Origin of the sequence: Microbacterium sp. NPDC086615 (assembly GCF_040686055.1) — a bacterium.
In the GTDB taxonomy this organism is placed as follows: Bacteria; Actinomycetota; Actinomycetes; order Actinomycetales; family Microbacteriaceae; genus Microbacterium.
In genome coordinates this window covers 1-26,049 of record NZ_JBFBJJ010000007.1, presented here as the reverse complement: position 1 = coordinate 26,049, position 26,049 = coordinate 1, and the positions used below count along the sequence as shown (strand labels likewise).

Annotated in this window: 28 protein-coding genes; 16 read left to right on the top strand and 12 right to left on the bottom strand. The window is 64.3% G+C overall.

The window, feature by feature from the left end:
- Window positions 1-6: 6 nt before the first annotated feature.
- Window positions 7-1,260 carry a glycosyltransferase gene (locus AB0O24_RS08715; protein WP_363374157.1) on the bottom strand — a complete coding sequence of 418 codons (1,254 nt, stop codon included), beginning with the start codon at window positions 1,258-1,260 and terminating at the stop codon, window positions 7-9.
- A gap of 55 nt (window positions 1,261-1,315) precedes the next feature.
- Here AB0O24_RS08715 and AB0O24_RS08710 point away from each other — a divergent pair, with 55 nt between their 5' ends.
- From AB0O24_RS08710 to AB0O24_RS08690, 5 genes are all read left to right on the top strand, one after another.
- The gene (locus AB0O24_RS08710) at window positions 1,316-1,885 is read left to right on the top strand and encodes an acetyltransferase (protein ID WP_363374155.1); all 570 of its coding nucleotides are present in this window, start codon (window positions 1,316-1,318) and stop codon (window positions 1,883-1,885) included.
- Between the two features lie 17 nt (window positions 1,886-1,902).
- Window positions 1,903-2,925: a glycosyltransferase family 4 protein gene (locus AB0O24_RS08705; protein ID WP_363374152.1), complete on the top strand. Its 1,023-nt coding sequence runs from the start codon at window positions 1,903-1,905 to the stop codon at window positions 2,923-2,925.
- Between the two features lie 305 nt (window positions 2,926-3,230).
- Window positions 3,231-3,860 carry a glycosyltransferase gene (locus AB0O24_RS08700; protein WP_363374149.1) on the top strand — a complete coding sequence of 210 codons (630 nt, stop codon included), beginning with the start codon at window positions 3,231-3,233 and terminating at the stop codon, window positions 3,858-3,860.
- On the top strand, window positions 3,844-4,395 hold the full coding sequence (locus tag AB0O24_RS08695; RefSeq protein ID WP_363374147.1) for a serine acetyltransferase: 552 nt from the start codon (window positions 3,844-3,846) through the stop codon (window positions 4,393-4,395). Before AB0O24_RS08700 ends, AB0O24_RS08695 begins: the two co-directional genes overlap by 17 nt.
- The gene (locus AB0O24_RS08690) at window positions 4,388-4,981 is read left to right on the top strand and encodes an acyltransferase (protein WP_363374144.1); all 594 of its coding nucleotides are present in this window, start codon (window positions 4,388-4,390) and stop codon (window positions 4,979-4,981) included. The genes AB0O24_RS08695 and AB0O24_RS08690 overlap by 8 nt, the downstream gene beginning before the upstream one ends.
- Before the next feature lie 64 nt (window positions 4,982-5,045).
- Here the strand turns inward: AB0O24_RS08690 and AB0O24_RS08685 are convergent, their stop codons facing one another.
- Window positions 5,046-5,498 carry a hypothetical protein gene (locus tag AB0O24_RS08685; RefSeq protein WP_363374141.1) on the bottom strand — a complete coding sequence of 151 codons (453 nt, stop codon included), beginning with the start codon at window positions 5,496-5,498 and terminating at the stop codon, window positions 5,046-5,048.
- On the opposite strand from AB0O24_RS08685, the gene AB0O24_RS08680 reads away from it, so the two are divergent.
- Complete coding sequence (locus AB0O24_RS08680) at window positions 5,485-6,258, top strand: hypothetical protein (RefSeq protein WP_363374138.1); 774 nt, start codon at window positions 5,485-5,487, stop codon at window positions 6,256-6,258. The genes AB0O24_RS08685 and AB0O24_RS08680 overlap by 14 nt on opposite strands.
- Here AB0O24_RS08680 and AB0O24_RS08675 read toward each other — a convergent pair.
- Window positions 6,203-7,468: a hypothetical protein gene (locus AB0O24_RS08675; protein ID WP_363374135.1), complete on the bottom strand. Its 1,266-nt coding sequence runs from the start codon at window positions 7,466-7,468 to the stop codon at window positions 6,203-6,205. The genes AB0O24_RS08680 and AB0O24_RS08675 overlap by 56 nt on opposite strands.
- A gap of 10 nt (window positions 7,469-7,478) precedes the next feature.
- Window positions 7,479-8,300, bottom strand: a complete 822-nt coding sequence (locus AB0O24_RS08670; protein WP_363374133.1) for a glycosyltransferase family 2 protein — start codon at window positions 8,298-8,300, stop codon at window positions 7,479-7,481.
- 25 nt (window positions 8,301-8,325) lie between these two features.
- Between AB0O24_RS08670 and AB0O24_RS08665 the strand changes: the two genes are divergently transcribed.
- A complete protein-coding gene (locus AB0O24_RS08665; RefSeq protein ID WP_363374130.1) occupies window positions 8,326-9,006 on the top strand; it encodes a glycosyltransferase in 681 nt (226 codons plus the stop codon).
- 150 nt (window positions 9,007-9,156) lie between these two features.
- Here AB0O24_RS08665 and AB0O24_RS08660 read toward each other — a convergent pair whose 3' ends face one another.
- Window positions 9,157-9,807, bottom strand: a complete 651-nt coding sequence (locus AB0O24_RS08660; protein ID WP_363374127.1) for a CPBP family intramembrane glutamic endopeptidase — start codon at window positions 9,805-9,807, stop codon at window positions 9,157-9,159.
- Window positions 9,808-10,314: 507 nt separating this feature from the next.
- Here AB0O24_RS08660 and AB0O24_RS08655 point away from each other — a divergent pair.
- Both AB0O24_RS08655 and AB0O24_RS08650 read left to right on the top strand, forming a co-directional pair.
- Entirely contained in the window at window positions 10,315-11,820 is a 1,506-nt protein-coding gene (locus tag AB0O24_RS08655; protein ID WP_363374125.1) for a polysaccharide biosynthesis tyrosine autokinase, read from the top strand.
- A gap of 182 nt (window positions 11,821-12,002) precedes the next feature.
- On the top strand, window positions 12,003-13,640 hold the full coding sequence (locus AB0O24_RS08650; protein ID WP_363374122.1) for a DUF4012 domain-containing protein: 1,638 nt from the start codon (window positions 12,003-12,005) through the stop codon (window positions 13,638-13,640).
- Window positions 13,641-13,883: 243 nt separating this feature from the next.
- On the opposite strand, the gene AB0O24_RS08645 is transcribed toward AB0O24_RS08650, so the two are convergent.
- Entirely contained in the window at window positions 13,884-14,171 is a 288-nt protein-coding gene (locus tag AB0O24_RS08645) for a hypothetical protein (protein WP_363374120.1), read from the bottom strand.
- 655 nt (window positions 14,172-14,826) lie between these two features.
- Here AB0O24_RS08645 and AB0O24_RS08640 point away from each other — a divergent pair.
- Entirely contained in the window at window positions 14,827-15,351 is a 525-nt protein-coding gene (locus AB0O24_RS08640; protein ID WP_363374118.1) for a hypothetical protein, read from the top strand.
- A gap of 75 nt (window positions 15,352-15,426) precedes the next feature.
- On the opposite strand, the gene AB0O24_RS08635 is transcribed toward AB0O24_RS08640, so the two are convergent.
- Genes AB0O24_RS08635 through AB0O24_RS08620 form a run of 4 tightly spaced genes read right to left on the bottom strand, consistent with a single transcriptional unit; the run spans window position 15,427 to window position 17,897 of the window.
- A complete protein-coding gene (locus AB0O24_RS08635) occupies window positions 15,427-16,179 on the bottom strand; it encodes a hypothetical protein (RefSeq protein ID WP_363374115.1) in 753 nt (250 codons plus the stop codon).
- A complete protein-coding gene (locus AB0O24_RS08630) occupies window positions 16,176-16,757 on the bottom strand; it encodes an RNA polymerase sigma factor (protein ID WP_363374113.1) in 582 nt (193 codons plus the stop codon). Before AB0O24_RS08630 ends, AB0O24_RS08635 begins: the two co-directional genes overlap by 4 nt.
- A gap of 22 nt (window positions 16,758-16,779) precedes the next feature.
- Window positions 16,780-17,415, bottom strand: a complete 636-nt coding sequence (locus tag AB0O24_RS08625) for an asparagine synthase (RefSeq protein ID WP_363374110.1) — start codon at window positions 17,413-17,415, stop codon at window positions 16,780-16,782.
- Between the two features lie 53 nt (window positions 17,416-17,468).
- Window positions 17,469-17,897: a YdeI/OmpD-associated family protein gene (locus AB0O24_RS08620; protein WP_363374107.1), complete on the bottom strand. Its 429-nt coding sequence runs from the start codon at window positions 17,895-17,897 to the stop codon at window positions 17,469-17,471.
- 274 nt (window positions 17,898-18,171) lie between these two features.
- On the opposite strand from AB0O24_RS08620, the gene AB0O24_RS08615 reads away from it, so the two are divergent.
- From AB0O24_RS08615 to AB0O24_RS08600, 4 genes are all read left to right on the top strand, one after another.
- Window positions 18,172-18,582, top strand: coding sequence for a DUF4383 domain-containing protein (locus AB0O24_RS08615; RefSeq protein WP_363374104.1), 411 nt, complete (start codon window positions 18,172-18,174; stop codon window positions 18,580-18,582).
- Between the two features lie 2 nt (window positions 18,583-18,584).
- Complete coding sequence (locus AB0O24_RS08610; protein ID WP_307384970.1) at window positions 18,585-19,115, top strand: hypothetical protein; 531 nt, start codon at window positions 18,585-18,587, stop codon at window positions 19,113-19,115.
- Between the two features lie 59 nt (window positions 19,116-19,174).
- A complete protein-coding gene (locus AB0O24_RS08605; protein ID WP_363374101.1) occupies window positions 19,175-20,086 on the top strand; it encodes an oxygenase MpaB family protein in 912 nt (303 codons plus the stop codon).
- Between the two features lie 195 nt (window positions 20,087-20,281).
- On the top strand, window positions 20,282-20,845 hold the full coding sequence (locus AB0O24_RS08600; protein WP_363374098.1) for a DUF1992 domain-containing protein: 564 nt from the start codon (window positions 20,282-20,284) through the stop codon (window positions 20,843-20,845).
- 337 nt (window positions 20,846-21,182) lie between these two features.
- Here the strand turns inward: AB0O24_RS08600 and AB0O24_RS08595 are convergent, their stop codons facing one another.
- Together AB0O24_RS08595 and AB0O24_RS08590 are read right to left on the bottom strand one after the other, a co-directional pair.
- A complete protein-coding gene (locus AB0O24_RS08595) occupies window positions 21,183-22,016 on the bottom strand; it encodes an aldolase/citrate lyase family protein (RefSeq protein ID WP_363374096.1) in 834 nt (277 codons plus the stop codon).
- Complete coding sequence (locus AB0O24_RS08590; RefSeq protein ID WP_363335546.1) at window positions 22,013-23,437, bottom strand: cation:dicarboxylase symporter family transporter; 1,425 nt, start codon at window positions 23,435-23,437, stop codon at window positions 22,013-22,015. Before AB0O24_RS08590 ends, AB0O24_RS08595 begins: the two co-directional genes overlap by 4 nt.
- A 134-nt stretch (window positions 23,438-23,571) precedes the next feature.
- Here AB0O24_RS08590 and AB0O24_RS08585 point away from each other — a divergent pair, with 134 nt between their 5' ends.
- Together AB0O24_RS08585 and AB0O24_RS08580 are read left to right on the top strand one after the other, a co-directional pair.
- A complete protein-coding gene (locus AB0O24_RS08585) occupies window positions 23,572-25,170 on the top strand; it encodes an ATP-binding protein (RefSeq protein ID WP_363374093.1) in 1,599 nt (532 codons plus the stop codon).
- Window positions 25,167-25,862, top strand: coding sequence for a response regulator (locus AB0O24_RS08580; RefSeq protein WP_363374090.1), 696 nt, complete (start codon window positions 25,167-25,169; stop codon window positions 25,860-25,862). Before AB0O24_RS08585 ends, AB0O24_RS08580 begins: the two co-directional genes overlap by 4 nt.
- The last annotated feature ends 187 nt before the right edge of the window (window positions 25,863-26,049 follow it).

The following is a 26,049-nucleotide window of genomic DNA, read 5'->3' as shown; positions in this document are numbered from 1 at the left end:
AGAGAGTTAAACCGGAGTCTTCACGGCGGCTTCGGCGGTCAGATCCGCGAGCAGACTATCGAATCGCTCGATAGCGAATGTTTCATTCAGCACGGTCTCTTTGTAACGTTTGCCGTTCTCGCCCATCCGGAGCCCCTCCTCGGGGTCTGCGGCGAGCGCGATCGCGCCCTCGAGAAGGGCTTCCGCGTCGCCCGCGGCAACGATCATCCCGGCTTCGGCGTTGTGCACTTCTTGAGCGGTAATACCCAGCGCGTCGGTGGCCGCGAGAACCGGTCGACCGGACGTGAAGTAAGACGTCAGTTTGCTCGGCACGCACATTTCCGCGACACCTGGCAGCTCGTTAACCAACAACATGTCGGCGGACTGCAAGATCGCGGCGAATGCAGCGTCATCGAGCGGCGGCAGGAGCTCGGTCGTCGTGGGCTCTCCTGCAATGCGCGCAGCCAGCTCCTCGCGCTGGGAGCCCTTTCCCACCAGCACGAAACGTACGCGTTCACCGCGCTGGTGGGCCAGCCGACCCGCATCGACGACGTGGTGGAGCCCCTGCTTGGTCCCCATATTTCCCGTGTGCAGGACCACCGTTTCGTCGTGGCCCCATCCGTAGGACGCCCGAACTGCAGCCACATCGACGCCAGAAGTCGCTGTCACGTGTGTCCAGTTCCTGATGACGGCGATGCGCTCCAGCGCTACTCCAAAGTCGGCATGCACTCGATCCGAGAACCGATCGTGAATGACGACGACCATGGTGGCTGAGCGCAACAGCCAGCGCTCGAGCCCGCGAATGACGCGTTCCGACAGACCGCCACCGTGGCCTATTTCCGTCATGCCGATGCCGTAGAGATCCTGCACCCAGACGACGAAGGGGGTATTACGGTGCGACAGTAATGAACGAGCACGGACGAGAACAGACGAGATCAAAGCTGGCGAAACCGCGACGATCGCCGAGGGCTGACCCCACCGAACGAAAATCTGCCGCAGTCCGAACGTGGCTTCCGAGAGGGCACGCGGCAACGACGAAGGCTGCCCAGGAACGAAATGCCGCAGTCGATGCACGTCGACACCCCGAATCCGTTCGCTGCGCGACCACTGCCCGTAACCTGGCGTGATCTTCCAATCCGGATAATGAGGGTGCGCCACGATGGCCCGAACCTCGTGGCCCTGCCGCGTCAGGCCCTCGGCCATGGCACCGGTGTACGGGGAAATTCCCGTAGTCTCCGGGGGATAGTTCAGCCCGAAGAAGAGCGTTCGCGGTGGGTTCACGGGACAGAGGATACCGCCGCGACCGTTACGACACAGTTACAGGAAAGGGACCACCGTGAGCGACATTCCGGTGATCGATCTTTCGAAGGCCCCCGGTGAGCGTGCGGCCTGGGATCGGCCAGCCTGGCAGGTGTATCTGTGGGCGATTTGCGAGCTGATTTTCATCACAAATCCATGGCAGATCAGCTCAGGACTGCGAGTCCGCGTGCTTCGAGCGTTCGGCGCAGAAATCGGAAGCGGCGTCGTCTTCCGCCCCCGCACGCGCGTCAAGTTTCCGTGGAAGCTGCACATCGGCGACCGCTCGTGGATCGGCGAGGGAGTGTGGTTCCACAATCAGGACCACGTCTACGTCGGACACGACGTCGTCATCTCACAAGAAACGTTCCTCACGACCGGCAGTCACGCACATCGGCGCGACATGGCGCTGGTCACACGTCAGATACATGTGCAATCTGGCGCATGGATAACGTCACGTTGCATGATTCTCGGCGGTTCCGAGATCGGCCGGTCGACGCTTATCGCGCCAATGTCGCTGGTAACGGGCAACGTTCCAGCTGGGGAAGTCTGGGGGGGGAACCCAATTGCACGTCTCGGACCGCGGTTCCCAAGAAACGTGGGCGAATGATGAGAAGCAGAACGCAAGTGGTTCACGTCGGACCATCCGTCGAAGGGCTCGGCGGCATCGAGTCAGTCATCCGAGCCTATGTCACTCAGCAATGGTCCGCGCTCGACATGCACGCAGTCGCCTCCTGGAGAGGGACGGAGGGTGACGGAGGTAAGCAGCCAGTACGGACCTTTCTCGAGGCAATGAGCCAGCTACGGAAGATCATCCAAACGAATACCGACACGGTCATTCATATTCACGTGTCGCACCTAGGGTCATTCATCCGCGAAGGCGCCTTGGCATTCTTCTTCCGACGCAAGAACCGAGTTGTTCTTACCGTACACGGATCTGCTTTTGTTTCGACCTCCAATTCATTACCGTGGAGGCTCATATATCGGGCTGTCTTGAGCCGGGCAAGCGCCGTCTGCGTCCTGAACGAAGGGGCGTACAAAAGAGTGGTCCAGCTCGCACCGCAGCAGACCGTCAAATTGGCAACGAATCCACCCCCCACTCCACCCGCCATGGTGCCCACCCCAGTCGAGAAAACTGAGCGCATCGTGATCTTTGCGGGCTCCGTTGGCCGACGAAAAGGTGTCGACACGCTCCTCGACGCGTGGGCAGAGGTGACAAAGCAGGTTCCAGACGCGCAACTACACCTCTATGGCCCGCTGGAACGTGACTTCCACGTGAGCGGCAAAAATGTCGTCTCGAAAGGACGAGTAACGGAACTCCATGTCTGCGAAGCTTTGGGCAAGAGCCGCGTCGCGGTTCTGCCCTCTCGAGCTGAGGCGATGCCCATATTCGTGATCGAGGCGTTACAGGCAGGCAGACCAACGATTGTCTCTGCCGTCGGCGCGATGCCTGAGCAGATCGGGAAGGGAGGGGTTGTGGTGCAACCAGAGGATTCCAGCACCCTAGCTGCCAGCATAATCCACTACCTGTGCGATCCCGGGGCTGCGGCGGCGGACGGACAACTAGCACGAAGGATGTACGACGAAAAATACTCACGCACCAGATTGGAATCAGAACTACTCGAGACGTACGGACTGGTGCAAAGATGAAAACTACATTGATGGCCGCGGGCAGCGGTGGGCACCTCATGCAGCTGAAACTGCTCTCAAGCACCGGAGCGATACCAGCCAGCGAAATCATCTGGATCACGGACCAAACCCCACAGAGCGAGTCACTCTTGGCGGGAGAAAATGTCACATACCTTCCGCACCGCGCCCCGCGCGATATAATCGGCGTTCTAAAGAATGCTTGGTCCGCGAGGCGACTGGTCGATCGCCAAGTTGAGCACATTTACAGCACTGGGGCAGGCATAGCTTTGTCTCTGTACATACCTGCCGCGGTGAAGCGGGTACCCATGACATACATCGAAAGCGCTACGCGAGCTACACGCCTTTCACTAACCGGCCGCGTAATCAACCTTCTTCCCTTTATTGAGCGACGAGTTCAGCATGAACAGCTGGCCAACGAGCGCTGGTCCTTTCGTGGCTCAGTCTTCGACCAGTTTACGGGGGCGAAAACCGTCGCCGACACCCGAGATGTCAACTCGATTTTTGTTTCCCTCGGCGCAAATCAGCATGTGGGCTTCCGCCCCCTCATTGAGCGCATTCTCGAGATCACCCCACCGAGTGTTGACGTATATTTCCAATACGGCCCGACCGACGTGAGGGATCTCTCGATCCAGGGTAAGGCGACGATGACATGGCAGGAGGTGCATGAGCGCAGCCGGGCAGCAGATGTGGTGATCACCCACGCGGGGACAGGCTCAATCCTCACGACCCTACTCGCTAGCAAAATCCCAATTATCGTGCCGCGATCGGGCGCAACGGGCCAACATGTGGACGAACATCAATCAGATCTCGCCGCTTATGCACAGAGCGTAGGACTAGCGATCGCAATCTCCGCTGACCAACTAGACTGGTCGCACGTCCTCCAAGCGGCGGCAATGGAACTCAGAAAATCAAGGGTCGATGATGAACTCGAGTGAAGTCAAAGCAGAATTGGCGGATCTCAAGCGCCAAAGGTCGAAACGCGGATATTTTCTGCTGCGATGGCGCGATCCAGTTTTGCACTTTCTCTTAGCGCTCCGAAACGCGGAGGCTGCTCGAGACCGACGCGGGGAAAATTGGTACAGAGCCGGACAGTACGCCTTTCATAGGCTCAGGTACGAGTTTGTTTCGCAGCGAACCGGAGTACACATCCCTTTAGGATGCTTCGACACCGGGCTATCCATTGCTCACCTGTCGTCCATAGTGGTAAATGGCGGCGCTACGATCGGCCGAAACTGTCGCATTCATCAGGGCGTGACAATTGGCGCCGTTCGAGGCAGTTCCCCGACCATTGGCGATAACGTTTTCATCGGCCCGAACGCCATCATCCTTGGCCCGGTCAATGTGGGTGACGGTTCACACGTGTCTGCCGGAGTAGTGGTCACTAAGTCAATTCCCCCTAACGCGATTGCATACCCGACACGTCCGGAAATCGGCGAGGGCCGCGCACGAAGCTGGAGGGACCATGCTTAACAAGATACGGCGGGCAGTCTCAAAGTTGAAAAGCGGCGCCTATGCCGCGGAACTGAAGCTGCGGGGCGTAGCGCTCGGTGAAGAGCCCTACATCTCAGGCCGCCCCGTGGTCACCGTTCATCCCGACAGCGAAGCACGCATCGGAGCCCGTGTGGTGCTAGAAAGTTCTTGCCGAGCGCAAATAATCGGAGTCCAGCAGCCAATTGTGCTGCGCGCTGTTGGGGCGGGCGCAAGCCTCATCATTGGTGACGATTGCGGAATGAGCGGATGCACAATCGTTGCGGCGAGCTCAATCACTATTCAGGATGGATGCCTCGTTGGTTCGGGAGCGATGATTCTGGACTCAAACATGCATCCGACACACTCGATCAATCGACGGTATGAGCCACGTCCGGCAACTAAAGCAAACGACGCCGTCGTGCTGGAGCGGAATGTTTTCGTTGGCAGCCGCGCAATCATTCTCGCGGGATCGCGGGTCGGTGAAAACTCCGTAATCGCTGCCGGTAGCGTTGTACGGGGACAGTTCCCGGCGAACTCGCTTATCGCGGGGAACCCGGCGAAAGTTGTCGGGCAAGTGAAGGTATAGAGCCGCATTTGACAACTCCAACACAGTTATCCGAAGCGATCCGATCGAGCGTCTTTTCTCGCGATCAGATCCTAGAGCGTTTTGCGGCCGTATTAATCGCCCTAACCTTGACCGTTCGATCTCCGATCGCTAGCTGGCTCTCCATCGGCTCGATTATCGCGCTTGTGTTGTGGCCGGTGGTCTTCAACCGAGTATCGATTAGAGCATCATTTGCGCTTATCGCGATAAGTACACTTGCAGGGATCTCGGGGATTTTGCTCGCCCTCCAGTCAATAAGTGAAGTTCCCGCTCGAAGAATCTCAGTTGACTTCCTGATTTTTGACACAGGGACTCTCGTTGGGTTGGTATTGATATCTGTTTCCGCATTCTGGGCTTCCAAAATCTTGGGCGTCAGAACGTTTTTGATTCTCTGGAGTATTGGATATCTTCCTGTTGCAGTTCTTTCCACGCCCCTCTTGACCGTCAATCCCTGGAAATTTGCGTTCGCACTTCCAGTCTCAATATTGGCACTTGGCATCGCCGCCGTCTCTATCCGCATGTCGTTGACAACATTATTGCTCTTGGCGATCGTCAGTGTCGTGTCTGGATATCGAAGCTGGGCATTGGGTCTGCTATTGGCGGCAGTACTTTGCGTCGCACTTCCAAGAGTTGATCGAATACGCCGCACTTCAACCGCGTCGAAGTTCATGTTGTTCGCCGCGATTGCGGCGGGGTCGGCTTGGCTAGTATTCGAACTTGTGTTGGGCGGCCTGTTTGGAGAACCCGTTCGCGAGCGTACCGAGCTTCAGTTGCGTTGGGGCGATGGGAACATAGTTCTTGGCGGTCGTTCCGAATGGGGTGCCGCCCTGGCCGGGTTTATCTATCGTCCCCTCGGCTTCGGTTCAGGTGTAGGCCCGGCTGCGATCGATTGGGCGCCGATAATCTCAGGGCAGCGAGTTCCGGACGGCCTAAAGGATTACACGACCGTGGCGCAGTACATGACTGCTGGACGCATCGAGTTCCATTCGACTTTCTGGAACTTCTGGAGTCACTACGGCTTGGTGGGTATGGTACTCATTGCCTACGCCGGATGGATGCTCATCCGAAGCTCGATTGGGTCAGCCTCGGTCGCGAACCCAACTTCCATTGTGGTCGTTGTGCTGATGGTCGAAATTCTATGGAATCTTCTGTTCAGTCCAACTGTGATTGTGACGCTAGGCGTCGCAATGGGTGTCGCGCTATTCAAGTTGCACGCAGACGACGAACGGCCACCGCTGTTACCGGCACCATCTGAATGAGCAAAAACCCCGCGGCGAGGCTGAACGCTGGCGCCGCTTCATGCATCGAACCTGCTAGAGCGACAGTGCAAATCAAGACGAAGACCGCCAGTGCCAGGGATGTAGCCGCCTGGACTCGCAATCCCACTTCGTCGGTCATCAACATTGCGCCTGGTTGATGAACCGCTATGACAAATACCGACAAGGCCATCCATACCCATGTTTGCCGAGAGATATTGATGCTCTCGGGAAATACAAGACTGGTGGCGAACGGAGCTGTTACGTAGAATCCGACCGCAAGAACGATGCCAATCCCCGCACAAATCGCGAACGCGCGTAGAAACAAAGATCTCTGCGCGGACGGGTTATTGCGGGTTCGAACAAAGTCCGGCCACAGTGATCTGCCCGCTATCTGGCCAACTGAATAAGCTGGCCCGAACAGGGTGAAAGCTGCCGCGTACGCGGCGACTGTCGGCAAATCAGTCATCCATGAGAGCGCAACTCTGCCGGACTGAATAGCTATAGGCGTCGCGATCAAGATAATGAGCATCGGAATCGCGACCCCAGCCACGCTCACGCGCGTCGGGGCGACGCCCGAAACGGCACGTACGCGTGCATCTGATCGCGCCACAATGTAGATGGCGGTGTTGGTCACGAATAGGCCAGCTGGGGCGAAAGCAGCGGTCCACCATGGCGGAAGGCCCAACATTGCAAGCAGAAACACAATGCCAAGGGTTAGAGGTCCACTAATTCCCTGGAGGATTGTTAGCAGCGAATTCTTCCCCTGCCCCAGCATGAGCGCTGGCCCCAGCCCCAAAGCGATGGAGGCAGCGATGAAAACAGTCGCAACAAGAAACGCCGTGTTATAGCTGGGGTCACCGAACCCCAACAGGACATCCCACCCTGGCAGGAAAGTGGCGACGGCCCCAAGGGCCACGACGCCGACGGCGATAGCCGCCAGGATGCGGCTCGCACGTTGGAAAACCCACCTGAACACGCTACCTTGTGTCTCGATATTTGCCGCTGCTGTGGTTACAGGCGCCCCCAAACCAAAATCGAAAGAGGGCAGAAGTGCGGGTATTGTGTAAGCAAGGATGAAGATAGCGTATACGTCGACAGAGTATTCGATACTAACAGTACGCGAAATTAAAAGACTCGCCACTGCGGTGATAGGCAGCACCCCTAGTCGTGCGCCTGCTGCGCTGACAAGTCGTCGAAGAGGAGAACTCACAACGGGTCCCTCAACGGTCCGGTCTAACACCGCGGATCATGCGGACGACGGAATCGCGGGCGAACCATCGCGCGCCATTGGCGAAAGCGAAGATGCGATCGATGTTTCTTGAACGCATTACAAGAAGGCCGTTTCGGAGCCGGATGCGATGAAAGATCATCTCGCGCTGAATCCGGCCAAGAGAACCGTGAGCTCCACCGATTTCAAAGTTGCAGAGAACCTCGGGAATCACAGTTGGGTTTGACATTCTTCCGGCCCGGATGGCGTAGTCCTGATCGGCCGCCATGCTCAGGGTTTCGTCGAATCTGCCCAATCTATCCACAAGCGCCCTGCTGACGTACATGGTCTGGTGAGGCACAAAAGTTAAACCAAGCTCGAGCAATCTCTGCCTATGTCGTTGTCTGTGGATAATTCCTTTTCCACGACCATCAGCGTCCACATATTGGACAGAGCCATAAGCCCAACCCCATCGGTGCGTTGCGTACGACTCAGCAACGATGGATAACGTATCGGGCGCTCTAAACGTGTCCCCAGCATTCATAAAGACAATGAGATCGCCGTCAGCTATCGCAAGACCCTTATTCATCGCGTCAAAGATTCCCTTGTCGGGCTCGGACCGAACCGTGACCGAAGCTTGCGATGCAATGGATTGCAAGTAAGCCGGGGACCCGTCAGAGGACGCACCATCGATGATGATATGCTCGGCACCGAGGTATGACTGCGCTTGGACGCTTTCGCGGGTGCGCTGAAGCCCTCGCAGGTCATTATAGGTGACTGTAATGACTGAGATTTTTGTTTCCAATTCGGCTCCCTCGATCAGCTGGAGAAACACTATGCCGCAGAGTATTCCTCGGGTCTTGCACCAGATCTGGCTGGGCGGCGAACCGCCCTCCCAGGTTCAGGAGTGGATGAAATCCTGGAAAGATACCCATCCGGGCTGGCAATATCGACTGTGGACGGACGCGCATATCAGTGAGGCGTTGAACCAGCGTCAAATTCATTACGCTGACTCCTATGCCGCTAAAGCTGACATCTTGCGGGTCGACATTCTTGCGAAGTACGGCGGTGTCTACGTTGACGCGGACTACGAAGCACACAGAGCGATCGACCCCATCGTTAGAAACCGTTCAGCCGTACTCTTGAGCGAGGGGCCGAATCTGACAAATAGCTTTCTCGCTTTTTCGCCTGCACACCCCATCGTGATGGCACTCCAAGAAAAAATCGGGCAGCTGAGTGACGAGGCGTTGACCAACGCCGGCAATGAGGTATTGAGTCTGACTGGCCCCCTCGCGCTAACGTCGGTCGTTGCCGCAGATCCGTCTGTGCTGAGTGATGAAGCGGTTTGCATGATCGCCCCTGACTATTTCCTAGTTCCCAAGAGCCGAAACCCCGACATTCAGACGATGGCCCAGGCCCGCCGCTTCGCAACGCATCATGCGGCAGCGAGTTGGCGTACCACGTCGGGCATATCCCGTGCACTCCGATCGACCAGATTGAAAACAAGGGTTAGGCGCTTCTTCGATCTCAGCGCGTCGTAGCAAGGCTCCCAGTCGCGATCTGGACACTTGGGGTATTCGTGAGCACGTTACCATCCGCATGTTTCGTCCGCACGACCATGCGTCGTCCGACGTCCGTCGTGCGCGTTTCGGGCGTATTACAGGTAAGGGGCCAGTAGATGTGCACGCAGGTCATCCGTTAGCGATGCTCCCCACGATCATCAGAACGCTGAATGTCGCGTTGTAAGTTACGTGCGCGAAGATGGAGCCCCAAATTCGACCAGTGGCGAAAACCAAACCGCAGAGGGTGACCGCAAGGATGAGTAGCTGCAGCGCCGACTCAATGCCGGAGCTTCCGCCACTTGTGTGCATAAGCACAAATAGCGCGGACGATATGAGCGCAGACGCGATTGCGGCAGGAACACCGCCGACTCGGCGACGCAAATATACGTAGCACGACACCAAGGCGAGACCGCGAAAGACACCCTCCTCCAACACTGGAGCCACGAGAACGCTCCCAAGCACGGCTACGGCGGCCTCGGTAAATTGATTTGCGCCCCCCACGACGCGCAGGTCTGGAAAGGGACTTGAATTTGCGCCGCTGAGAAATCCTTGCAATATGCGGAGCGCTAGACCCAGACCGACTCCCCACAGAAGGTCGGTGGTTCGGCAGAGCAATAATGGGCTGGGCACCCTGCGCAACAAACCGAGCACAATCAGGAGGAGTAAACAGGCCCAGGTGACAAACAGCTGTGTGGACGGAAACCCGAATCCCGCGATCGGCATCAAGAGGCGGGCGGCACATGCCGACAGCACCAGCCCGATCATGACGATGGTCAGCACGCGCGAATCCCACCGCCTGGCCCCACCTGTTCCTAGCCGCCAGTCGCTCACTGCGCCTCGCCTCGTCCGACGACCCAACTTTTCGCGCCCGTCTTGCGATCCGTCGCGCTCATCCGCTGGCCCACCAGTCGAGGGCAGCGACGAAGGATGGTTGCGTTGCGAGGTCTTTGCTCGGGGAGGCATCGGCCCGGGTATGGTCACGGGTAGAACTTATACGCTGATGCAGATGTAAGTGGTGCCCGACGAGGCGGCTCCAGGAGCTAGCCCGCGAGGTCCGGCGCCGGCGGAAGGAACTTCTGCGAGGCCGCGCCAGCAGCGCCGTTCATCGAAGGACGCTCGCCGCTCGGCATTGGGCGTACTGAACTGCGAGTCGACACGATTGCTGACTCCATCCACCGTCGTCGAAACCTGTTCGTTCCCGCCCGGACGCAGAGATGGAATAGTTCGTGTGTCAGACTGTCGAGGATCGACCAGTGGCGCTACTGGCCGCGTTTTTCGAGAGGCAACATGGAGTTCAGCGACTACATCCGCACCCTCCGCAAGAACTGGCTCCTGATAGTTTCCTCGGGTTTTATCGGTCTTGCGCTTGCAGGGGCCTACACCGCCACTCGGACGACGATCTACGAGTCCACGAGCACGGTGTTCGTTTCAACGCAGGCGGGTAGTTCCGCCGCTGATCTTCAACAGGGCTCCAGTTTCACGCAGGCTCGAATCAACACGTACGTCGAGCTGGCCTCAACACCGGCGGTGCTCGAGCCTGTTCTTCGGGATTTGGAGCTCGGTTACTCAGCTGACGAACTCGCGAGCAGAATTAAGGTTTCAGCCACCTTGAGCTCCACGCTCATCACCGTAACCGCGTCGGACCCCGATCCAGCTCGCGCGGCTGCGCTAGCAAATGCGGTCGCTTCGAGCCTCTCAACAACCGTGCCGCAACTTGAACCAGAGGCCGAGGATGGCAGCAGTCCGGTCCGACTGAGTCGGGTCCGCGACGCGGTTCCCGCGCAAGCTCCGTCGAGCCCCTCCTGGCCGCTAAATCTCTTGATTGGTTTGGCAGGCGGCATCGCCCTTGGGCTTGTCTCGGCGGTGCTGCGGAGCGCCCTCGACAATCGCGTCAGATCGCCGAGGGAAGCTGAGTCCATCACGAAGTCACCAAACATCGGGGCGATTGCCTTCGACGCGAAGGCCAAGGATCGTCCACTCATCGTCCATGCGGATCCACTAAGTCCTCGAGCGGAGTCTTTCCGGACTTTGAGAACTAATCTGCAGTTCTTGGACATGGGAGGAAGATCGAGCTTCGTCGTCACTAGTTCTATCCCTAGCGAGGGAAAGTCCACCACAACTATCAACCTCGCGATCGCACTTGCCGACGCGGGCAAGCGTGTAGCTCTCCTCGACACAGATCTGCGTAAACCGAAAGTCGCCGAGTATCTCGGCATCGAAGGTGGTGCAGGTTTGACAGATGTGTTGATTGGCCGAGCTGAAGTGAATGACGTCATGCTTCCCTGGGGCGGCCGCAGTCTCTACGTCCTGCCTGCCGGTAAAATCCCGCCGAACCCGAGCGAACTTCTTGGTTCAGCCCGAATGGGAACCCTCATCACGATGTTCGAGAAAACCTTCGACGTCGTCTTGTGTGACGCACCGCCACTGTTGCCCGTGACCGACGCCGCGATCCTGGCGCGGGTTACTAGTGGTGCGATGATGGTCGTCTCAGCAGGTAAGACGACTCGCCATCAGCTCGCTCTCGCAACCCAGGCCCTGAGGGCGGTCGACGCGAAGCTCGCTGGCTTTGTGATGTCTATGGTTCCTACACGCGGTCCAGACTCGTACTACTCGGCGTACGGTTACGGTTACGGTTACCGTGAAGAATCAAGGAGTGGCGGGGCGTCCACCCGAAAGATCTCGAAACGACGCCGCCTCGACTCGCTTCCCCCTGCGAGCTCAGCGCAGCGGCCGTTTGATGACCTTGCGTTCACTCCGCGGCGAAGTACTCGAGAGTCGAGGCGGGGGGACTGAACGTGTCAGGCACGCAATTGTTGCCTCGCCAGACGCTTGTCCTGGGACGCTGGTTACTGTGGATTCTCGCAGCCGGACTGATTTTGGGTTCCCTCGCGACCGTATGGGTGGTAGTAACTGGCTTCCTCGCTTACCAGCATCTTTCTCGCGTGCAGTCGGGGGCCGCGGATGCGGTCCACGCTGTGACTACCGACCCCGCGTCCGCGGTCGCTCGGCTCAAGTCACTTGGCGAAGAAGCGTCCGCCGCCCACGGACTGACCTCCGGGCCCTTTTGGGAGGTGGCGTCGCTCACGCCGTGGGTCGGACCGCAAGTCGATGCGTTTCGCACCATTACAGCGTCTTCTGATCAACTTCTGAACCGAAGCTTTCTTCCCTTGTCCACGGCGGCGGAGGGAGTGTCCGCAGAGAGTCTCAAGCCGGCTGGGGGGCGAATCGACCCGTCAGCCTTGGGCATGCTACGCGAGCCTGCGCAGGCCGCCGTGCGTCCAGCGACGGATGCCGCGAAGGCCGTGCAGGACATCGATCGTACGCCGCTCGTCGGCGGCCTGAGCGGTGCCGTCGACCAAGCGGGCGACGTATTCACGCAATCCGCCACCTTCATCGACGCCCTCGCCCGCACAGCACAGCTGCTCCCCGACATGCTGGGGCAAGACGGCGAGCGTCGTTATCTCGTGCTCGTGCAAAACAACGCTGAGTGGCGCTCCCTGGGCGGCATATCGGGTAGCGCAATCCTGCTCACTACCGACAACGGAGCTGTTTCACTCGGCGGGACGGAATCAGCAACGGGCCTCTCGCGCGGCACCACGCAGCCCGTGGTCGATCTGCCCGCGGAGATCGTCGACATCTACGGCACGCGACCTGCGCGCTACTTCCACAATCTCACCGAAATTCCCGACTTCTCGATCGACGGACCTCTCGCGAAAGAATTCTTTGCTAAGAAAACAGGCGTATCCGTTGACGGCGTGATCGCGATCGACCCGGTCGTGCTCTCTTACATTCTGTCCGCCACCGGACCCGTCACTCTTCCCGACGGCGAGAAGTTGTCCTCCGACAACGCCGTGGACCTTCTTATGAACGGGGTCTACGAGCGCTACCCCGACCCCGCTCAGCAAGACGCTTTCTTCGCGGCCTCGACCGGTGCCGTCTTCCAAGCGCTTCTCGATGGGCGGGGATCCGCCTCCGGCTTCGTGTCGGCCCTCAGCCGCGCCGGAAACGAACACCGACTCCTCATGTGGAGCGCCGATGCCGACGAACAGGCGGTGCTCGCGGGCACGACGATCGCCGGGCCCATCCCCTCTACGGACGAGCGAACGGCACGCTTCGGCCTCTACCTCAACGACGGTACCGGCTCGAAGATGAGCTATTACGTCGCGCCCCACACCTCACTGGCGTGGGACTCGTGCCCGTCGTCCGATCCGTCTCTCCCGCGACAGCTCACCCTTCACCTTGACCTCACAAGCACGGCGCCCGCCGACGCGGCCACCTCGCTGCCGACCTACATCACCGGGAACGCTGCCTATGGGACGGCTCCCGGAACGGCGAAAGTGGTCGGCAACGTCTACCTCCCCGAGGGTTTCGTCCTGGTCTCGGCGCACACGACGAACGGCGCAAGCTTCGCCCGCGCCACCTTCGACGGGCGGACGGTGTTGACCTTCGGCGTCGACGTGACGCCGCAGCAGACCATCGGCGTCGATGTGGTGGTGCGCGGAGCATCGACTGCAACGGAGGCGGAGGCGTTCGTCACGCCCACCGCCGACGCCGCTCTCGATCCCGTGGTGCGCGCGTCGTGCCAGATCCCCACGGTTGCCTCCCTGGAGTAGACCTGCGAAGTCACTCGACGGGCTCATTCTCTGCGACCTTCTCGATGGGGCGCTGATTTCGGAGACGAAATGCGCCCTCGTCGCGCGTGTGACGGACTGCTTGCGAAATGTTTACGTCGCGGAAACCGCATTGATTTGCTAGGCGCAACCACCACCCTGGGCGGGGTCCTGCAGCATCCGGATCCTCGCACAACCGCTTCACGCCGTAGGCGTCCTTGTGGTCTTCGACGAACTGGAAGTGGTTCACCAGTTCGTCTCCCCGGCGAAATACTTCGCCGCCTGACGGAGAATGTCCCGCTCCGTTTCGAGCCTGCGGGCCTCAGCTTTCAGCGCCGTGTTCTCCGCTTCGAGCCGCACCACCCGCGCCGCCTGCGAGTCCGGACAAGACCCGTCAGACGCCGCCACGCCACCGATGGCGGTCGTCCCGGAACCGAGCTTGTCGACCCACTCCTTCAGCGCGCCACGAGAGATCCCGAGATCGACCGCAATGCCCTTGAGCGTCGCACAGGGCGTCGATTCACACAGGTCCACCGCCCGCCGCCGGAACTCGTCGGTCTAGGTTCTTCCTTGCATACTTGGATTCTCGCTCCCCCAGCGTTCGTTCTGGAATCAGCGTGTCCAAGATCACGGGTCAAGACCCGTCAAGCCCCGGGAGTCTCGCACCACTGCACCCGCCGTGACTGGCCCGCTACCGTACACACGGCAAAGCGGGTTTGTCTGACCGGTCCTCACGGCCGATCTCGTCGACATCGGCAACGTTTGCGGCGACAGCGGCGGCGGCGGCGAACACCCTCAACCGCGCGAACTTGCGTCAGCGACGGTCGGATAGCGATGCCACCCGCGGCACCTCGGACCGACGATCCGATGGCGCCATCCGACAGTCACCCAGCTCGGCTTGCGCACCACAAGCGTCCTGGTGAGCTCCAGGCGACTCAGCCCGGTCACGTTACGTGCAACTCGGTCCGCTCTCATAGCGGATTGAGAAGCAACATCCTTACGTGTCGCAGATTGTTTACTCAGAAGAAACCGCTACGGTTTGCAATCCAGCAGATCCGTAGGGGATACTCAAGAAAGCATTCAGCCGCACGACACCGCATCAATCCCGTCCGCACGCGCCACTTGGACGACTGTCGGCACCGCGCGGACCCACCCCGTACCGCCATATCGGTTTCGAAAGCAGGCTCTCATGAAGCGTCGTCTCACTACGGCAGTCGCCTCGGCATCTGTCGCCGCCGCGCTGCTCCTCGCCGCGCCCGTCGCCGCGCAGGCGTACGTCCCCACCAGCCCCGACACCGTCACGGTCACCGTCACGTCCAATGGGCCGGTTCCGGTCCCGGGCTTCCAGCCCGGCGCAGAGGTCACGTTCACCCTTGTCGGCCGCGGTGTCACCGGGGCTAACATTGCCACGGCAAGCCTCCCCGTCACCTCGGCGTCGGTCACCAAGACGGCAGATGCCTCCGGCTCGGCCACGGCCGTCGTGACGCTTCCCGCCAACCCCAGCGGCTCTTACACGCTCGCCGCGACCGGCGCGCGCGCCGACAGCAACGGCGGCGGAAGCAACGGTGGCAGCAGCAACGCTCTCCCGGCGACCGGTGTCAACGGTGAGTCGCTCATGGGCATCTACATCGGTGGCGGCGCGCTCGTGCTCGCCGGTGCGACGGTCGCGGTCGCCGCGAAGGTTCGTCGCAACCGCGCCGAGAACAAGGCGTAAGCGCACACACAGCAACGAGTGAGGCCCCGTCGACTTCGGTCGACGGGGCCTCACTCGTTGCGTCACCGACGCGGGTCACCCAACCACGAAGTCCCCGACCCTCGTCACCCCGTCCGACAGGTACACCGGCACCACGACCGCCCGACCAGCGCGCTCTTCCTGCCACCGCAAGGCCTCTTCGGGCGACGTGAAGTCGTGACTCGAGCCCGTGGCATCCGCCAACTCGTCAGCATCGACGTAGCCCTGACGGCCGTTCGTCGCGACGACAGCGATGAGGTCGGGCTCCTCCCCCGCGCCCGCCGAGCCATAGTTCTGGCCCCGATCATTCACCGCGAGCGGCACGGGCTCCGCGTCGAGGTAGGTCGCGGTGAGACGCCACCTCTCGTCGGCGCCGGACGACACCACGAGCTCGGAACCGACCGCGTCGACGGGCACGTCGATCCACGACACCGCGCCATCAGGGTGCGCGACGAAGTCATCCGCGGTGCACGTCACCGATCCCGCGGGAAAAGTGAAGGTGCCCGGCGTGAGGCAGCGCAGCTCGATACGGACCTGATTCGCGGCGTCGGGGCGAGGCGGCAGAACCAGCGTGCCGTCGCCCGAGCCCTCCGCGGTGACGGGAGCACCGAGCTCACTGGTGACCGTGCCGCCGGGGAGAGTCCAGAGCTCGGCGGTCGCCGCCGTCCCACCCGCGGCGAGCACGATCGCCCCCGCCCCCGCGATGACGAACAGCTTCGCGCGACTGCGCCGCTGCGGAAGCTTCGTCTGCGCGACGAGCTGGCGATGCAGTCCCGCGCGGAAGACGGGATCGATGCGCGGTGCGTTCATGCAGAATCCTCCTCGCGTGTGGCATCCGGGACGAGATCGCGCAGCTTCGCTCGCGCACGAGAGAGGCGAGCACGCGCCGCCGCGGCGCTGAGCCCCACCACCACCGCGGCTTCGTCAGCCCGATAGCCCTCGAGGTGCACGAGCATCACGAGCTGTCGATCGACCGCGCCGAGCGGTGCGAGGAGCGCACGAGCGCTCTCATCGGCGAAGACCTCGTCCTCGGCGGAGCTCGCGTCCGCCGAGCGGGGCAGGGTGTCGAGCAAACGCCGATAGCGAGCCGACGAGCGCTGAAGGTTGCGCAGCGCGTTCGTCGTCGTCGCGAGAAGCCACGGCAGCGGCGACCCGTCGACGACACGCACCGCGTCACGCCGGCGCCAGAGTTCGAAGAAGGCCACGGCCGTGGCATCCTCGGCATCCCGTCGATCGGATGCCAATCGCGCGGCGTGACGGAACACGCGGTCGACGTGCCGCTCGTAGAGGTCGCCCAATGCCCTTTCATCGCCGTCGGCGGCGACGCGGCGCCACAACCCGGCTTCGTCCATACCCGGGAATGTCCGGCCGACCGCCTCGTGTGACATTCCGCTCGCGGCGGATTCTGCGTCAGCGTGCGTTGGACTTGTTCTTCTTGCCGGTCTTGGCGGGTTTCTCGTCGTTCTCGGCGTCGGGGTTCTCGGTCTCGGCCGCGGCCTTCTCTTTCGCCTTGCGCTTCGCCTGCGAGGCGAGGCGCGCGAGGTCGACCATGCGCAGGGCGTCCATGCGCGCGCGACGCATCGTGGCGTAATCGGGATCGGCGTCGGCGGTCATGCCCTCGACATCGAGGCGCTGACGGAGGTTCGCCTCGACGTCTCCCCACGCTGCCATCCGGGCGGCGGCCACCAGGGCCTCCACGCGCTCCGGATCGTCGGCGAGAGCGCGCAGCTCTTTCGCGACCCCACGCGACTGGTTCGCGCGACGGCGGAGGTTTCGTGTATCGCGGTCGCGGTAATCGTGCGTTCCCGAGGAGTCGGAGAACCGACCCCACGCGCGCTTCCGCTGGTGCGTCACCCGCTCGGCAGCTTGGTCTTGCTCGTCAGCGAGAGCCCGAAGGGTCTTGCGCGCGAAGTCAGCGAAGACCTCGCTGTCGAACTGCCCGCCGCGGGCGATCGTCTCGACGAGGATGCGGTTGCGCACCGTGAGCCGTGCCGCCGCCGTCGCGATCGACAGCCCCTCGGCAATGGCATCCTTTGTGCGACCCACGACATCCTCCCCTCCCAGGTTATCGGTCGGGGCGTTCGAACGAGCCGGTCGGACTAGCCGAGCTTGGCCACGATCGCGTCGATCCGGCGGGCGCGCGTGTCGGCCGCCTTGGCTCCCTCGACGTTCGTCACATGAGCCTTGCGGGCGCTCGGGGACAGCGCATCGAATGCCTCGCGCACACCCGCTTCGGCGAGCGCGGACGCGAGGTCGGCGGGCACCTCGACCGTGCGCGGCGACGTGTCGAGCTGCAGGTCGACGGTGATGGCATCCCCGCCCGAGAGGCCTGTGGCGGCACGCTTGTCGGACGAGAACGGAATGAGCGTCTTGCCCGCCATGACGCCGACCGTGCTCGAGTACACGTAGCCGTTCACGTCGACGATGACGGCGGCGCGCTTGCCCCCGCCGAGCGCGTCCACGACCTCGGGCGGGACCTCGATGCCGGTGTTGTTGCCCATCTGCGACAGAGTCGTCTCGAATTTCATGAGCAGAGTGTGGCAGCGCGGCCCGCTACGTGAACAGTGTGTGAAATGCAATCCCCTGAGGAGGCGCCCCGCCGGTTCGTATGGTGACCTATGTAACGGAGGGCCTCGGAGAGTACTCGGGGGCCTTCTGTCGTTTCCGGATGCCGGCGCGTTGAGAGCCTGCTTGTACCGGACAATGCGGGGTCGTGCAAAGCCCAATCCGAACCAGCCATTGTCTCCGAAGATGTGAGGAAGGCGGCCACGAGGTCGCTGCTAACTCACTGGGAGGTTCACCATGAGCTCTTCACCTAACCGCCTCGTGGCCACGATCTTCGGGGCCGTGTACCTGCTCGTCGGTCTGCTCGGCTTCGCCGTGACCGGCGGCGTGGGCTTCATCGCGACCCAGGGCGGACTGCTCCTGGGGATCTTCGAGGTCAACCCGCTGCACAACATCGCGCACCTCCTGATCGGTGGCGCTCTGCTCGTCGCCGGTCTCGCGAACGCCCGCGCTGCCAAGGGCGTCAACACCACCGTCGGTGCCGTCTACCTGCTGCTCGGTATCGCCGGCTTCTTCTTGACCGGCACCTCGGCGAACATCCTCGCGCTGAACGTCCCCGACCACTTCCTGCACCTCGCCAGCGCCGTCGTGCTCCTGGGTGTCGGCCTCGGCACCGAGCGCAACGTCCCCCGCACTGCGGCGGTCTGAGCATGACAGCTGCGACCTTCGTGCGGTCGTGGCCCTCTGTATCCGCGTGGGGGGCCGGACTCATCACCGCCGCCCTCGGCGCGGGTGCGATCACCCGTCCCGGTTCCGAGGCCGTCGCCATCGGCCTCGGAACCGGCCTGGTGGCCCTCGGGCTCGCCGCCCTGGCGTGGGGCGGCGTCGTCCTGTGGGCTGGACGCCTGGTCACTCCTGGCTCTGCCCTCGGCGGCAGCCTCGTCGCGCTCTTCGGCGTCGCGGCGATGCTGTTCGTCGTCCCGGCGCACACCAGTGTGCTCGCGGTGGCTGCGGCATCCCTGCTTCTCGTCATCGTCGGCGCGAGCGCCGCGGTGCATCTGCGCCGTCGGCGCCGCGTCGCTCATCCCGAGCGGACCGCGCAGCCCATGAGCGTCGTGGGCCTGCTGGTCGCCGCCGCGGTGATCGCGGTCGTCGTGACTCCCGCGCTCGGTGCGACGCAGAACGCCGTCCTGCTGCGCGACGACGGCACGGTGCCGGTCATCTCGCACGAGGGACACTGACTCTCTCGATGCCGCGACACCTCGGCGCCCGTCGTGCGCGGCGGTGGCACGCTGGAGAGGTGAGCGACTCCCCCTCCCCCGTTCCCGACTGGATCGCGTCGCTGCGGGGAAAGCTGCTCGTCGCCCTCGCCGGACACCCGACCGGCATGGCCCCCTACGTGCGGGACATCGCAGAGGGAGACGACGCCGGATACTTCGCCGAGAACGGCCCCGCGTGGACGGTTCATGCCGGAATGGGGACCCTGGTCGCCGGCATCCGGGCCCTTCTGCTCCAGGCCCTGCACCCGGGTGCCCTCGCCGGGGTGCACGACTGGTCGAGGTACCGCGAGGATCCGATCGGGCGTCTCACCGGCACCGTCCGCTGGGTCATCACGCTCACTTACGGTTCACGGACACAGGCGGATGCCGAGACCGCACGCGTCGGCCGATTCCACCAGCGCGTGAAAGGCGAGTACCGCGCCGGCGACGGAAGCGAGCGGGCGTACTCCGCCGAGGCGCCCGACCTCGTGCGCTGGGTGCATCTCGCGTTCACCGACGCGTTCCTGTCGGGGCACGAGGTGTCGCGGAAGCCGATCCCGGGCGGCGCGGACGCGTACGTCGCCGACTGGGCGACCGCGGGGCGGCTCATGCGCGTCGTCGATCCGCCGCTCACACGCGCGGCGCTGCGGGCCGAGATCGACGGGTTCTGGGAGCGAGGCGAGCTGCGGGGCGGCGAGCGGGTCGACGATGTGGTGCGGTTTCTGCGAAAGCCCCCGTTCCGCGGATCGATGGGAATCGCCTACCGGGTGCTGTTCGCGGCGGCGGTGGCAACGATCCCCCGCCGGTACCGCGCGATGCTCGGCGTGCGGCGGTGGCCGCTGCCCGTGCTGAGCGTGACGCGCGTCATTCTGCGGGTGACCGAGCGGGCTCTCGGGTCGGGTCCGCGCGCGCAGGACATGGCGCGGCAGAGGTTGCGGCGTCTGGGGATGTGAGTCGGGGGCGGTTGCTGACGATGGGCGTGCGAAACTCCGGACATTTCGCCCGTTCGACGCCACGGTGGCCGCGGGCGGGGGCCGTGGCATCCATTTCTCCGGAGTTCGGCACGCTGCACCGGCTCGAGCTCGCACTGCCGCGCGCCGGCCCCCGTCCGACGGTGCCGTCGTAGCCTGGAAGGACCGGAGGTGCCCATGAGCGACGACCCACGCCAGTCGGCCGAGCGCTACCGACTCGACCGCGAGCTGCGTGCGAGCGGACTCGAGCCCGAACCCGCGGCGAATGGGCCGCAGCGCGGGTCGACCGCGGCGGAGCGGGCCGCGTACGTCGAAACCTCGATCCAGCAGGCGATCCGCCGCGGAGAGTTCGACAACCTGCCCGGAGCCGGCAAACCCCTCCCCGACCTGGGCGGGACGCACGACCCCGACTGGTGGATCCGGCGCAAGATCGAGGCGGAGCAGCTCACCGGTCTCGGTCCGCCCGCCCTGACGCTGCGCGTCGAGTACGCCGAGCGCGCCGAGCGAATGGATGCCATCGCCCGAGAGCCCGACGTCCGTGAGGCGCTGCACGACTTCAACCGGCGCGTCATCGAGGCGCGTCGTCAGCTGCAGGGCGGGCCGCCCGTGGTGACGCCGACCGTCGACGTCGAGGCCGAGGTGGCGGCGTGGGCGGAGCGGCGGCGGGCCCGCGAGGAAGCGGCGGCCGTCGCGCCGGTGGTGCGGCGGCGGTGGTTCCGGCGCTCCGGCGCAGGTGGCTGAGCCTGTTGCAGCCTCCGGGCGCGCTCAGGACATCGCGCCAGGTGGCTGAGCCCGTCGAAGCCACCGGAACCCGCGGGCCCTTCGACAAGCTCAGGGACCTCGGAACCAAGGTGGCTGAGCCTGTCGAAGCCACCGGAACCCGTGCGATGGGACCGGGCCCTTCGACAAGCTCAGGGACCTCGGAACCACGGTGGCTGAGCCTGTCGAAGCCACCGGAACCCGTGCGATGAGACCGGCCCTTCAACAAGCTCAGGGACCTCGGAACCAAGGTGGCTGAGCCCGTCGAAGCCACCGGAACCCGCGGGTCCTTCGACAAGCTCAGGGACCTGGGGGCGGGCTACAGCGCGGCGAGCGCCTCCGCCCGCTCCACCAGCGCGCGAGCGCGAGCGAGTGTCGGGGCGTACGAGCCGTCGACCGGACCGTCGGGCGACGCCGACAGCAGCGCCCTCGCGCGGTCGACCTCGTCGGCTGCGGGCGTGAAGCCGGCGTGAGCGCCGGGGACGGCGGCATCCTGCAGCGCGAGAGTGCCGGTGAAGCCCATCGCGACGGCGTGGAGCGCGGCATCCCGAGCGTGGTCGACGGGACCGCACGGTCCGTCGATGGGACCGGCGATCCCCGCCGCTGCCGAAGCGACGACGAGCTGCGCGCGCGGCCACGAAAGGGCGAGTCGGTCGGCCGACATGCCGGTGTCGCGGCGGAAGTCTCCCGTGCCGAAGGCGAGGCGGCGCGTGGCGGGGTGCGCGGCGATCGCGGGGGCGGCGAGCAGGGCCGCGGCCGACTCGACCATCGCGACGATCGAGACGCCGGAGGGGAGGGATGCCGCGACGTGGGCGACATCGGCCGGACCCGCGCACATCGCGAGCACGACACCGGCGAGGCTGTCGTCGAGCTCGCGGCCGAGGGCGAGGTCGTCTTCTCCGTCGTGGGTACCGGCGGCGCTGATGCGCAGCCAGACCGGAGCGTGAGCCGCCGCTCGACGTGCACGGTCGCGTCCCTCGCCCTTGCGGCCGGCGGGGAGGCCGTCTTCGAGGTCGAGCACGAGCACGTCGGCCGCGGTCTCGAGGTGGCCGGCGAGAGGCGAACGGAGCATCCAGGTGCGCGCGAGGTCGACACGCGCGGGGGCGGGGGCGGCCGAAGCCGCCCCCGCCGGGGTGTCGTGGGTCAGGCTCACGAGCGACCCTTCGCCGCGGCCTCCGCCTCAGCCTGAGCACGGAAGGCGTTGAGCGCCTGCGTGTCGACCGTCGCGGGGAGCTCCGTCTTGGCATCCGCGGGCGTCGCCGAGTGGTCGTGACCGGTGAGGAGCGTCTCGTCGAACGGGATGTTGCCGGCGAGTACCTCACGGACGCGCTGTCCGTCGTACTGCTTGGTCCAGGCGCCGATGAGGAGCGTCGCCACCGCGTTGCCGGTGAAGTTGGTGACCGCGCGGGCCTCCGACATGAAGCGGTCGATGCCGACGATGACGCCGACGCCGTTGACCAGGTCGGGGCGGTAGGCCGAGAGACCGCCGGCGAGGGTCGCGAGACCGGCACCGGTGACGCCGGCCGCGCCCTTGGAGGCGATGATCATGAAGATCAGCAGGCCGATCTGCTCGGGGATCGACATCGGCGCACCCATGGCGGTCGCGATGAAGAGGGACGCCATCGTCAGGTAGATCGCGGTGCCGTCGAGGTTGAACGAGTAGCCGGTCGGCACGGTGATGCCGACGACGGGCTTCGAGACGCCGAGGTGCTCCATCTTGGCGATGAGGCGGGGAAGAGCGGCCTCCGACGAGGAGGTGCCGACGATCAGCAGGTACTCGCGGCCCAGGTACTTCATGAGCGAGAAGATGTTGACGCGGGTGACGGCGAACAGCAGACCACCCAGGACGACCGCGATGAAGAGGAAGCAGGTCAGGTAGAACGCACCCATCAGAATGCCGAGGCTGATGACGGCACCGAAACCGGTCTTGCCGACGACCGCGGCGATGGCGCCGAAGGCACCGACCGGAGCGAGCCACAGGATCATGCCGAGGATGCGGAAGACCAGCACCTGGAAGTTCTTGATGCCCTCGACCATGCGCGCCCCGCGCTCGCCCATCCCCTGCAGCGCGAAGCCGACGAGCAGTGCGATGAACAGCACCTGCAGGATGCTGCCGCCCGTGAAGGCCGAGAAGAACGTGGTCGGGATGATGCCCAGGATGAAGTCCTGCGTGGTCGTCGCCTCGGGAACGGCGTCGTACTGCGCACCGGCGATGTTGAGGCCCTCGCCGGGGTGGATGATGTTGCCCACGAACAGGCCGATGCCGAGCGCGAAGGTCGACATCACGAGGAAGTAGCCGAGCGCCAGGCCGCCGATCTTGCCGACCGTGGAGGCCTTGGCGATCGACCCGATGCCCACGACGATCGTGCAGAAGATCACCGGGGCGATCATCATCTTGATCAGGCTGACGAAGCCCTTGCCGATGGGCTCGAGGGTCGTCGCGAATGCGGGAGCGACGAGGCCGACGATCACACCGGCGACGACCGCGAGGATGACCGAGATGTAGAGCCAGTGGTTGCGGTCGATCCTCTTGCGAGGCCGGCCGTCGCGCGTGGTGCGGAGTGAGAGTGCCACGGGTGTTTCCCCTTTTCTAACGCCTTCGTTGAGTCCGGCGGGGGCGCCGGTCGATGTGAAGACTTTGATCGAGGCGGGACGGGGGAACCATTTGTGGTCGTATTGTTCACGGCAGGCGCGACGAAGGGTGTGACATGCGGCTGAGCGTGGGTGGGCGGTTGGCGCTCGTCTCCCTCGGCGTCGTCGTGCTCGTCGCCGGTGTGCTCGCGGTGCTGCTGTCGTTCCAGCTCAGCGACTCGGGGCAGCGCCAGGCCGAACAGGTCACCCGCTCGGTCGCCGAGACGCTCGCCCACGAGCCCGACGTCGCCGCGCTCGTCGAGAAACGCGACTCCGACACGCTGCAGCCGATGGTCGAGGCGATCCTGGGCGACGCCGACCTGTCGTTCGTCACGATCATGACGCCGGACGGCATCCGTCTCACCCACCGAAATCGTGACCAGATCGGACAGGAGTACCAGGGTTCGCGTGAGGAGGCCCTCGCGGGCCAGACCTACACCGAGGTGTACGAGGGCACCCTCGGCCCGTCGGTGCGCACGATCGCGCCGATCCGCGAGGGCGGCGACGAGGACGGCCCGATCGTCGGGCTCGTCTCGGTCGGGGTCACCCTGGGCGCCGTGCAGCAGGACCTCGCCGCTCGCGTGCCGTTGATCGCCGTGGCATCCGCCGCCATCGTCGGCGTCGGCGTGCTCGGGGCGCTGTACGTGCGCCGCAGCGCGCGACGGGTCACGGGGTCGTACACCCCGGCCGAGCTGTCGCGGCTCGTCGAGAGCTACGAGACGGTGCTGCACTCGCTGCGCGAGGGGCTCGTCGTCACCGACCGCGAGGGACGGATCGTGCTCTACAACGACGAGGCCGCCGACCTGCTCGGGCTCCCGCCCGCGACGATGGGCCAGGTCTCGCTCGATCCGCACGACGTCGACATGGATGCCACCCTCGCCGAGGCCATCTCGACGGGGCGCCGCATGGTCGAGGAGACGGTGGTCAACGGCGATCGCGTCCTGCTCGTCAACCAGGAGGACGCGCGAGACCTCAATGGACGGCGGGCGCCCGAACGCGGACACGTCATGACGCTCCGCGACCGCTCCGAACTGCAGGCGCTGCTCGGCGAGCTCGAAGGCGTCCGCACGCTCAGCGACACCCTCCGCTCGCAGACCCACGAGCACGGCAATCGCCTCCACGCGCTGCTGGCGCTGCTGGAGCTCGGGCGGCTCGATGACGCACGGCGGTTGATCGTGGCATCCACCGGCGAACGCCAGGAACTGGCCGACCGGCTGGTCTCGGACGACGAGGATGCCGTCGTGGTCGCCCTCCTGCTGGGCAAGCTCGACGAGGCGGACGAGCGCGGCGTGCGCCTCGACCTCGATGTGTCGGAGCCGCGACCGCGGCTGCCGCTCGCCCCCGCGGAAGCGGTGACGGTCGTCGGGAATCTCGTCGACAACGCTCTGGATGCCGCGGCGTCGGGCGCGGAGCCCCGGTGGGTGCGCGCGGCCCTGACGGAGAAGGGCGGCGACGTCGCGATCGAGGTGTCGGACAGCGGCGGAGGGTTCGACCCGTCGCTGCCCGACCCCTTTGCGTTCGGCGCGTCGACGAAGCCCGAGCAGGCACCCGGCGGCCGCGGCGTCGGGCTCGCGCTCGTGCGCGATATCGTGGCCGCCCGGGGCGGAACTCTGCAGATCACCGGCGACCCGACGACGGTGCGGGTGTTCCTGCCGTCGGTGGAGGAGGCGTCGTGATCCGGGTGCTCGTCGTCGACGACGACGCGCTCGCGCTCGAGCTGCACTCGGCGTACGTCTCGCGGGTGCCGGGCTTCGAGGTCGCGGGACAGGCGTCGGGAGCGCGCGCGGCCCTCACCGCCCTCGCCGACCCGGAGCGGCGGATCGACCTCGTGCTGCTCGACATGACCATGCCCGACGGCAACGGCCTCGACGTCGCGCGGCGGGTGCGTGCGGCCGGTTCGGGCGTCGACATCATCGCCGTGACGGCCGTGCGCGATGCGGCGACGGTGCGGGCCGCCGTGTCGATCGGCGTGGTGCAGTACCTCATCAAGCCGTTCGCGTTCGCGGCGTTCCGCGAGCGCCTCGAGGCCTACCGCACCTACGTCGAGGGCCTCGATCGCGCAGCCGGTGAAGCGACGCAGTCGGAGGTCGACGCGCTGCTCGGATCGCTGCGCACCGTCACCCCGCCGGGGCTGCCGAAGGGCCTGAGCGACGAGACGCTGCAGGCCGTCGCGGAACGTGTGCGCACGGCATCCGGAGCCGTGTCGTCGACCGAGGTCGGCGAGACCGAGGGCATGTCGCGCGTGACGGCGCGCCGCTACCTGGAGCACCTCGCCGACGTCGGGCGGGTGCGCCGCGTGCCCCGGTACGGGGGCCAGGGCCGCCCCGAGATCACGTACGCGTGGGTGCGGGCGGGGGGTGGCCTCTGATTCACGCGAGGTCCCTGAGCCCACGCGAGGTCCCTGAGCCCACGCGAGGTCCCTGAGCCCACGCGAGGTCCCAGAGCCCACGCGAGGTCCCAGAGCTTGTCGAAGGGACCGGAGGCTTCGACAAGCTCAGCCACCTCCGCCGCACCGAGACCTCCAGCCACGCGAGGTCCCTGAGCCCACGCGAGGT

Bases quoted from the DNA above. Each gene is read 5' to 3' on its own strand.
- AB0O24_RS08620 (WP_363374107.1), bottom strand. From the start codon at position 17,897: ATGAAATTCGAGACGACTCTGTCGCAGATGGGCAACAACACCGGCATC.
- AB0O24_RS08685 (WP_363374141.1), bottom strand. From the start codon at position 5,498: ATGCCAAGTGCCAATATTGAGACTGGAAGTGCGAACGCAAATTTCCAG.
- AB0O24_RS08700 (WP_363374149.1), top strand. From the start codon at position 3,231: ATGACATACATCGAAAGCGCTACGCGAGCTACACGCCTTTCACTAACC.
- AB0O24_RS08610 (WP_307384970.1), top strand. From the start codon at position 18,585: ATGACAGCTGCGACCTTCGTGCGGTCGTGGCCCTCTGTATCCGCGTGG.
- AB0O24_RS08630 (WP_363374113.1), bottom strand. From the start codon at position 16,757: ATGTCACACGAGGCGGTCGGCCGGACATTCCCGGGTATGGACGAAGCC.
- AB0O24_RS08690 (WP_363374144.1), top strand. From the start codon at position 4,388: ATGCTTAACAAGATACGGCGGGCAGTCTCAAAGTTGAAAAGCGGCGCC.
- AB0O24_RS08655 (WP_363374125.1), top strand. From the start codon at position 10,315: ATGGAGTTCAGCGACTACATCCGCACCCTCCGCAAGAACTGGCTCCTG.
- AB0O24_RS08585 (WP_363374093.1), top strand. From the start codon at position 23,572: ATGCGGCTGAGCGTGGGTGGGCGGTTGGCGCTCGTCTCCCTCGGCGTC.
- AB0O24_RS08695 (WP_363374147.1), top strand. From the start codon at position 3,844: ATGATGAACTCGAGTGAAGTCAAAGCAGAATTGGCGGATCTCAAGCGC.
- AB0O24_RS08600 (WP_363374098.1), top strand. From the start codon at position 20,282: ATGAGCGACGACCCACGCCAGTCGGCCGAGCGCTACCGACTCGACCGC.
- AB0O24_RS08615 (WP_363374104.1), top strand. From the start codon at position 18,172: ATGAGCTCTTCACCTAACCGCCTCGTGGCCACGATCTTCGGGGCCGTG.
- AB0O24_RS08635 (WP_363374115.1), bottom strand. From the start codon at position 16,179: ATGAACGCACCGCGCATCGATCCCGTCTTCCGCGCGGGACTGCATCGC.
- AB0O24_RS08640 (WP_363374118.1), top strand. From the start codon at position 14,827: ATGAAGCGTCGTCTCACTACGGCAGTCGCCTCGGCATCTGTCGCCGCC.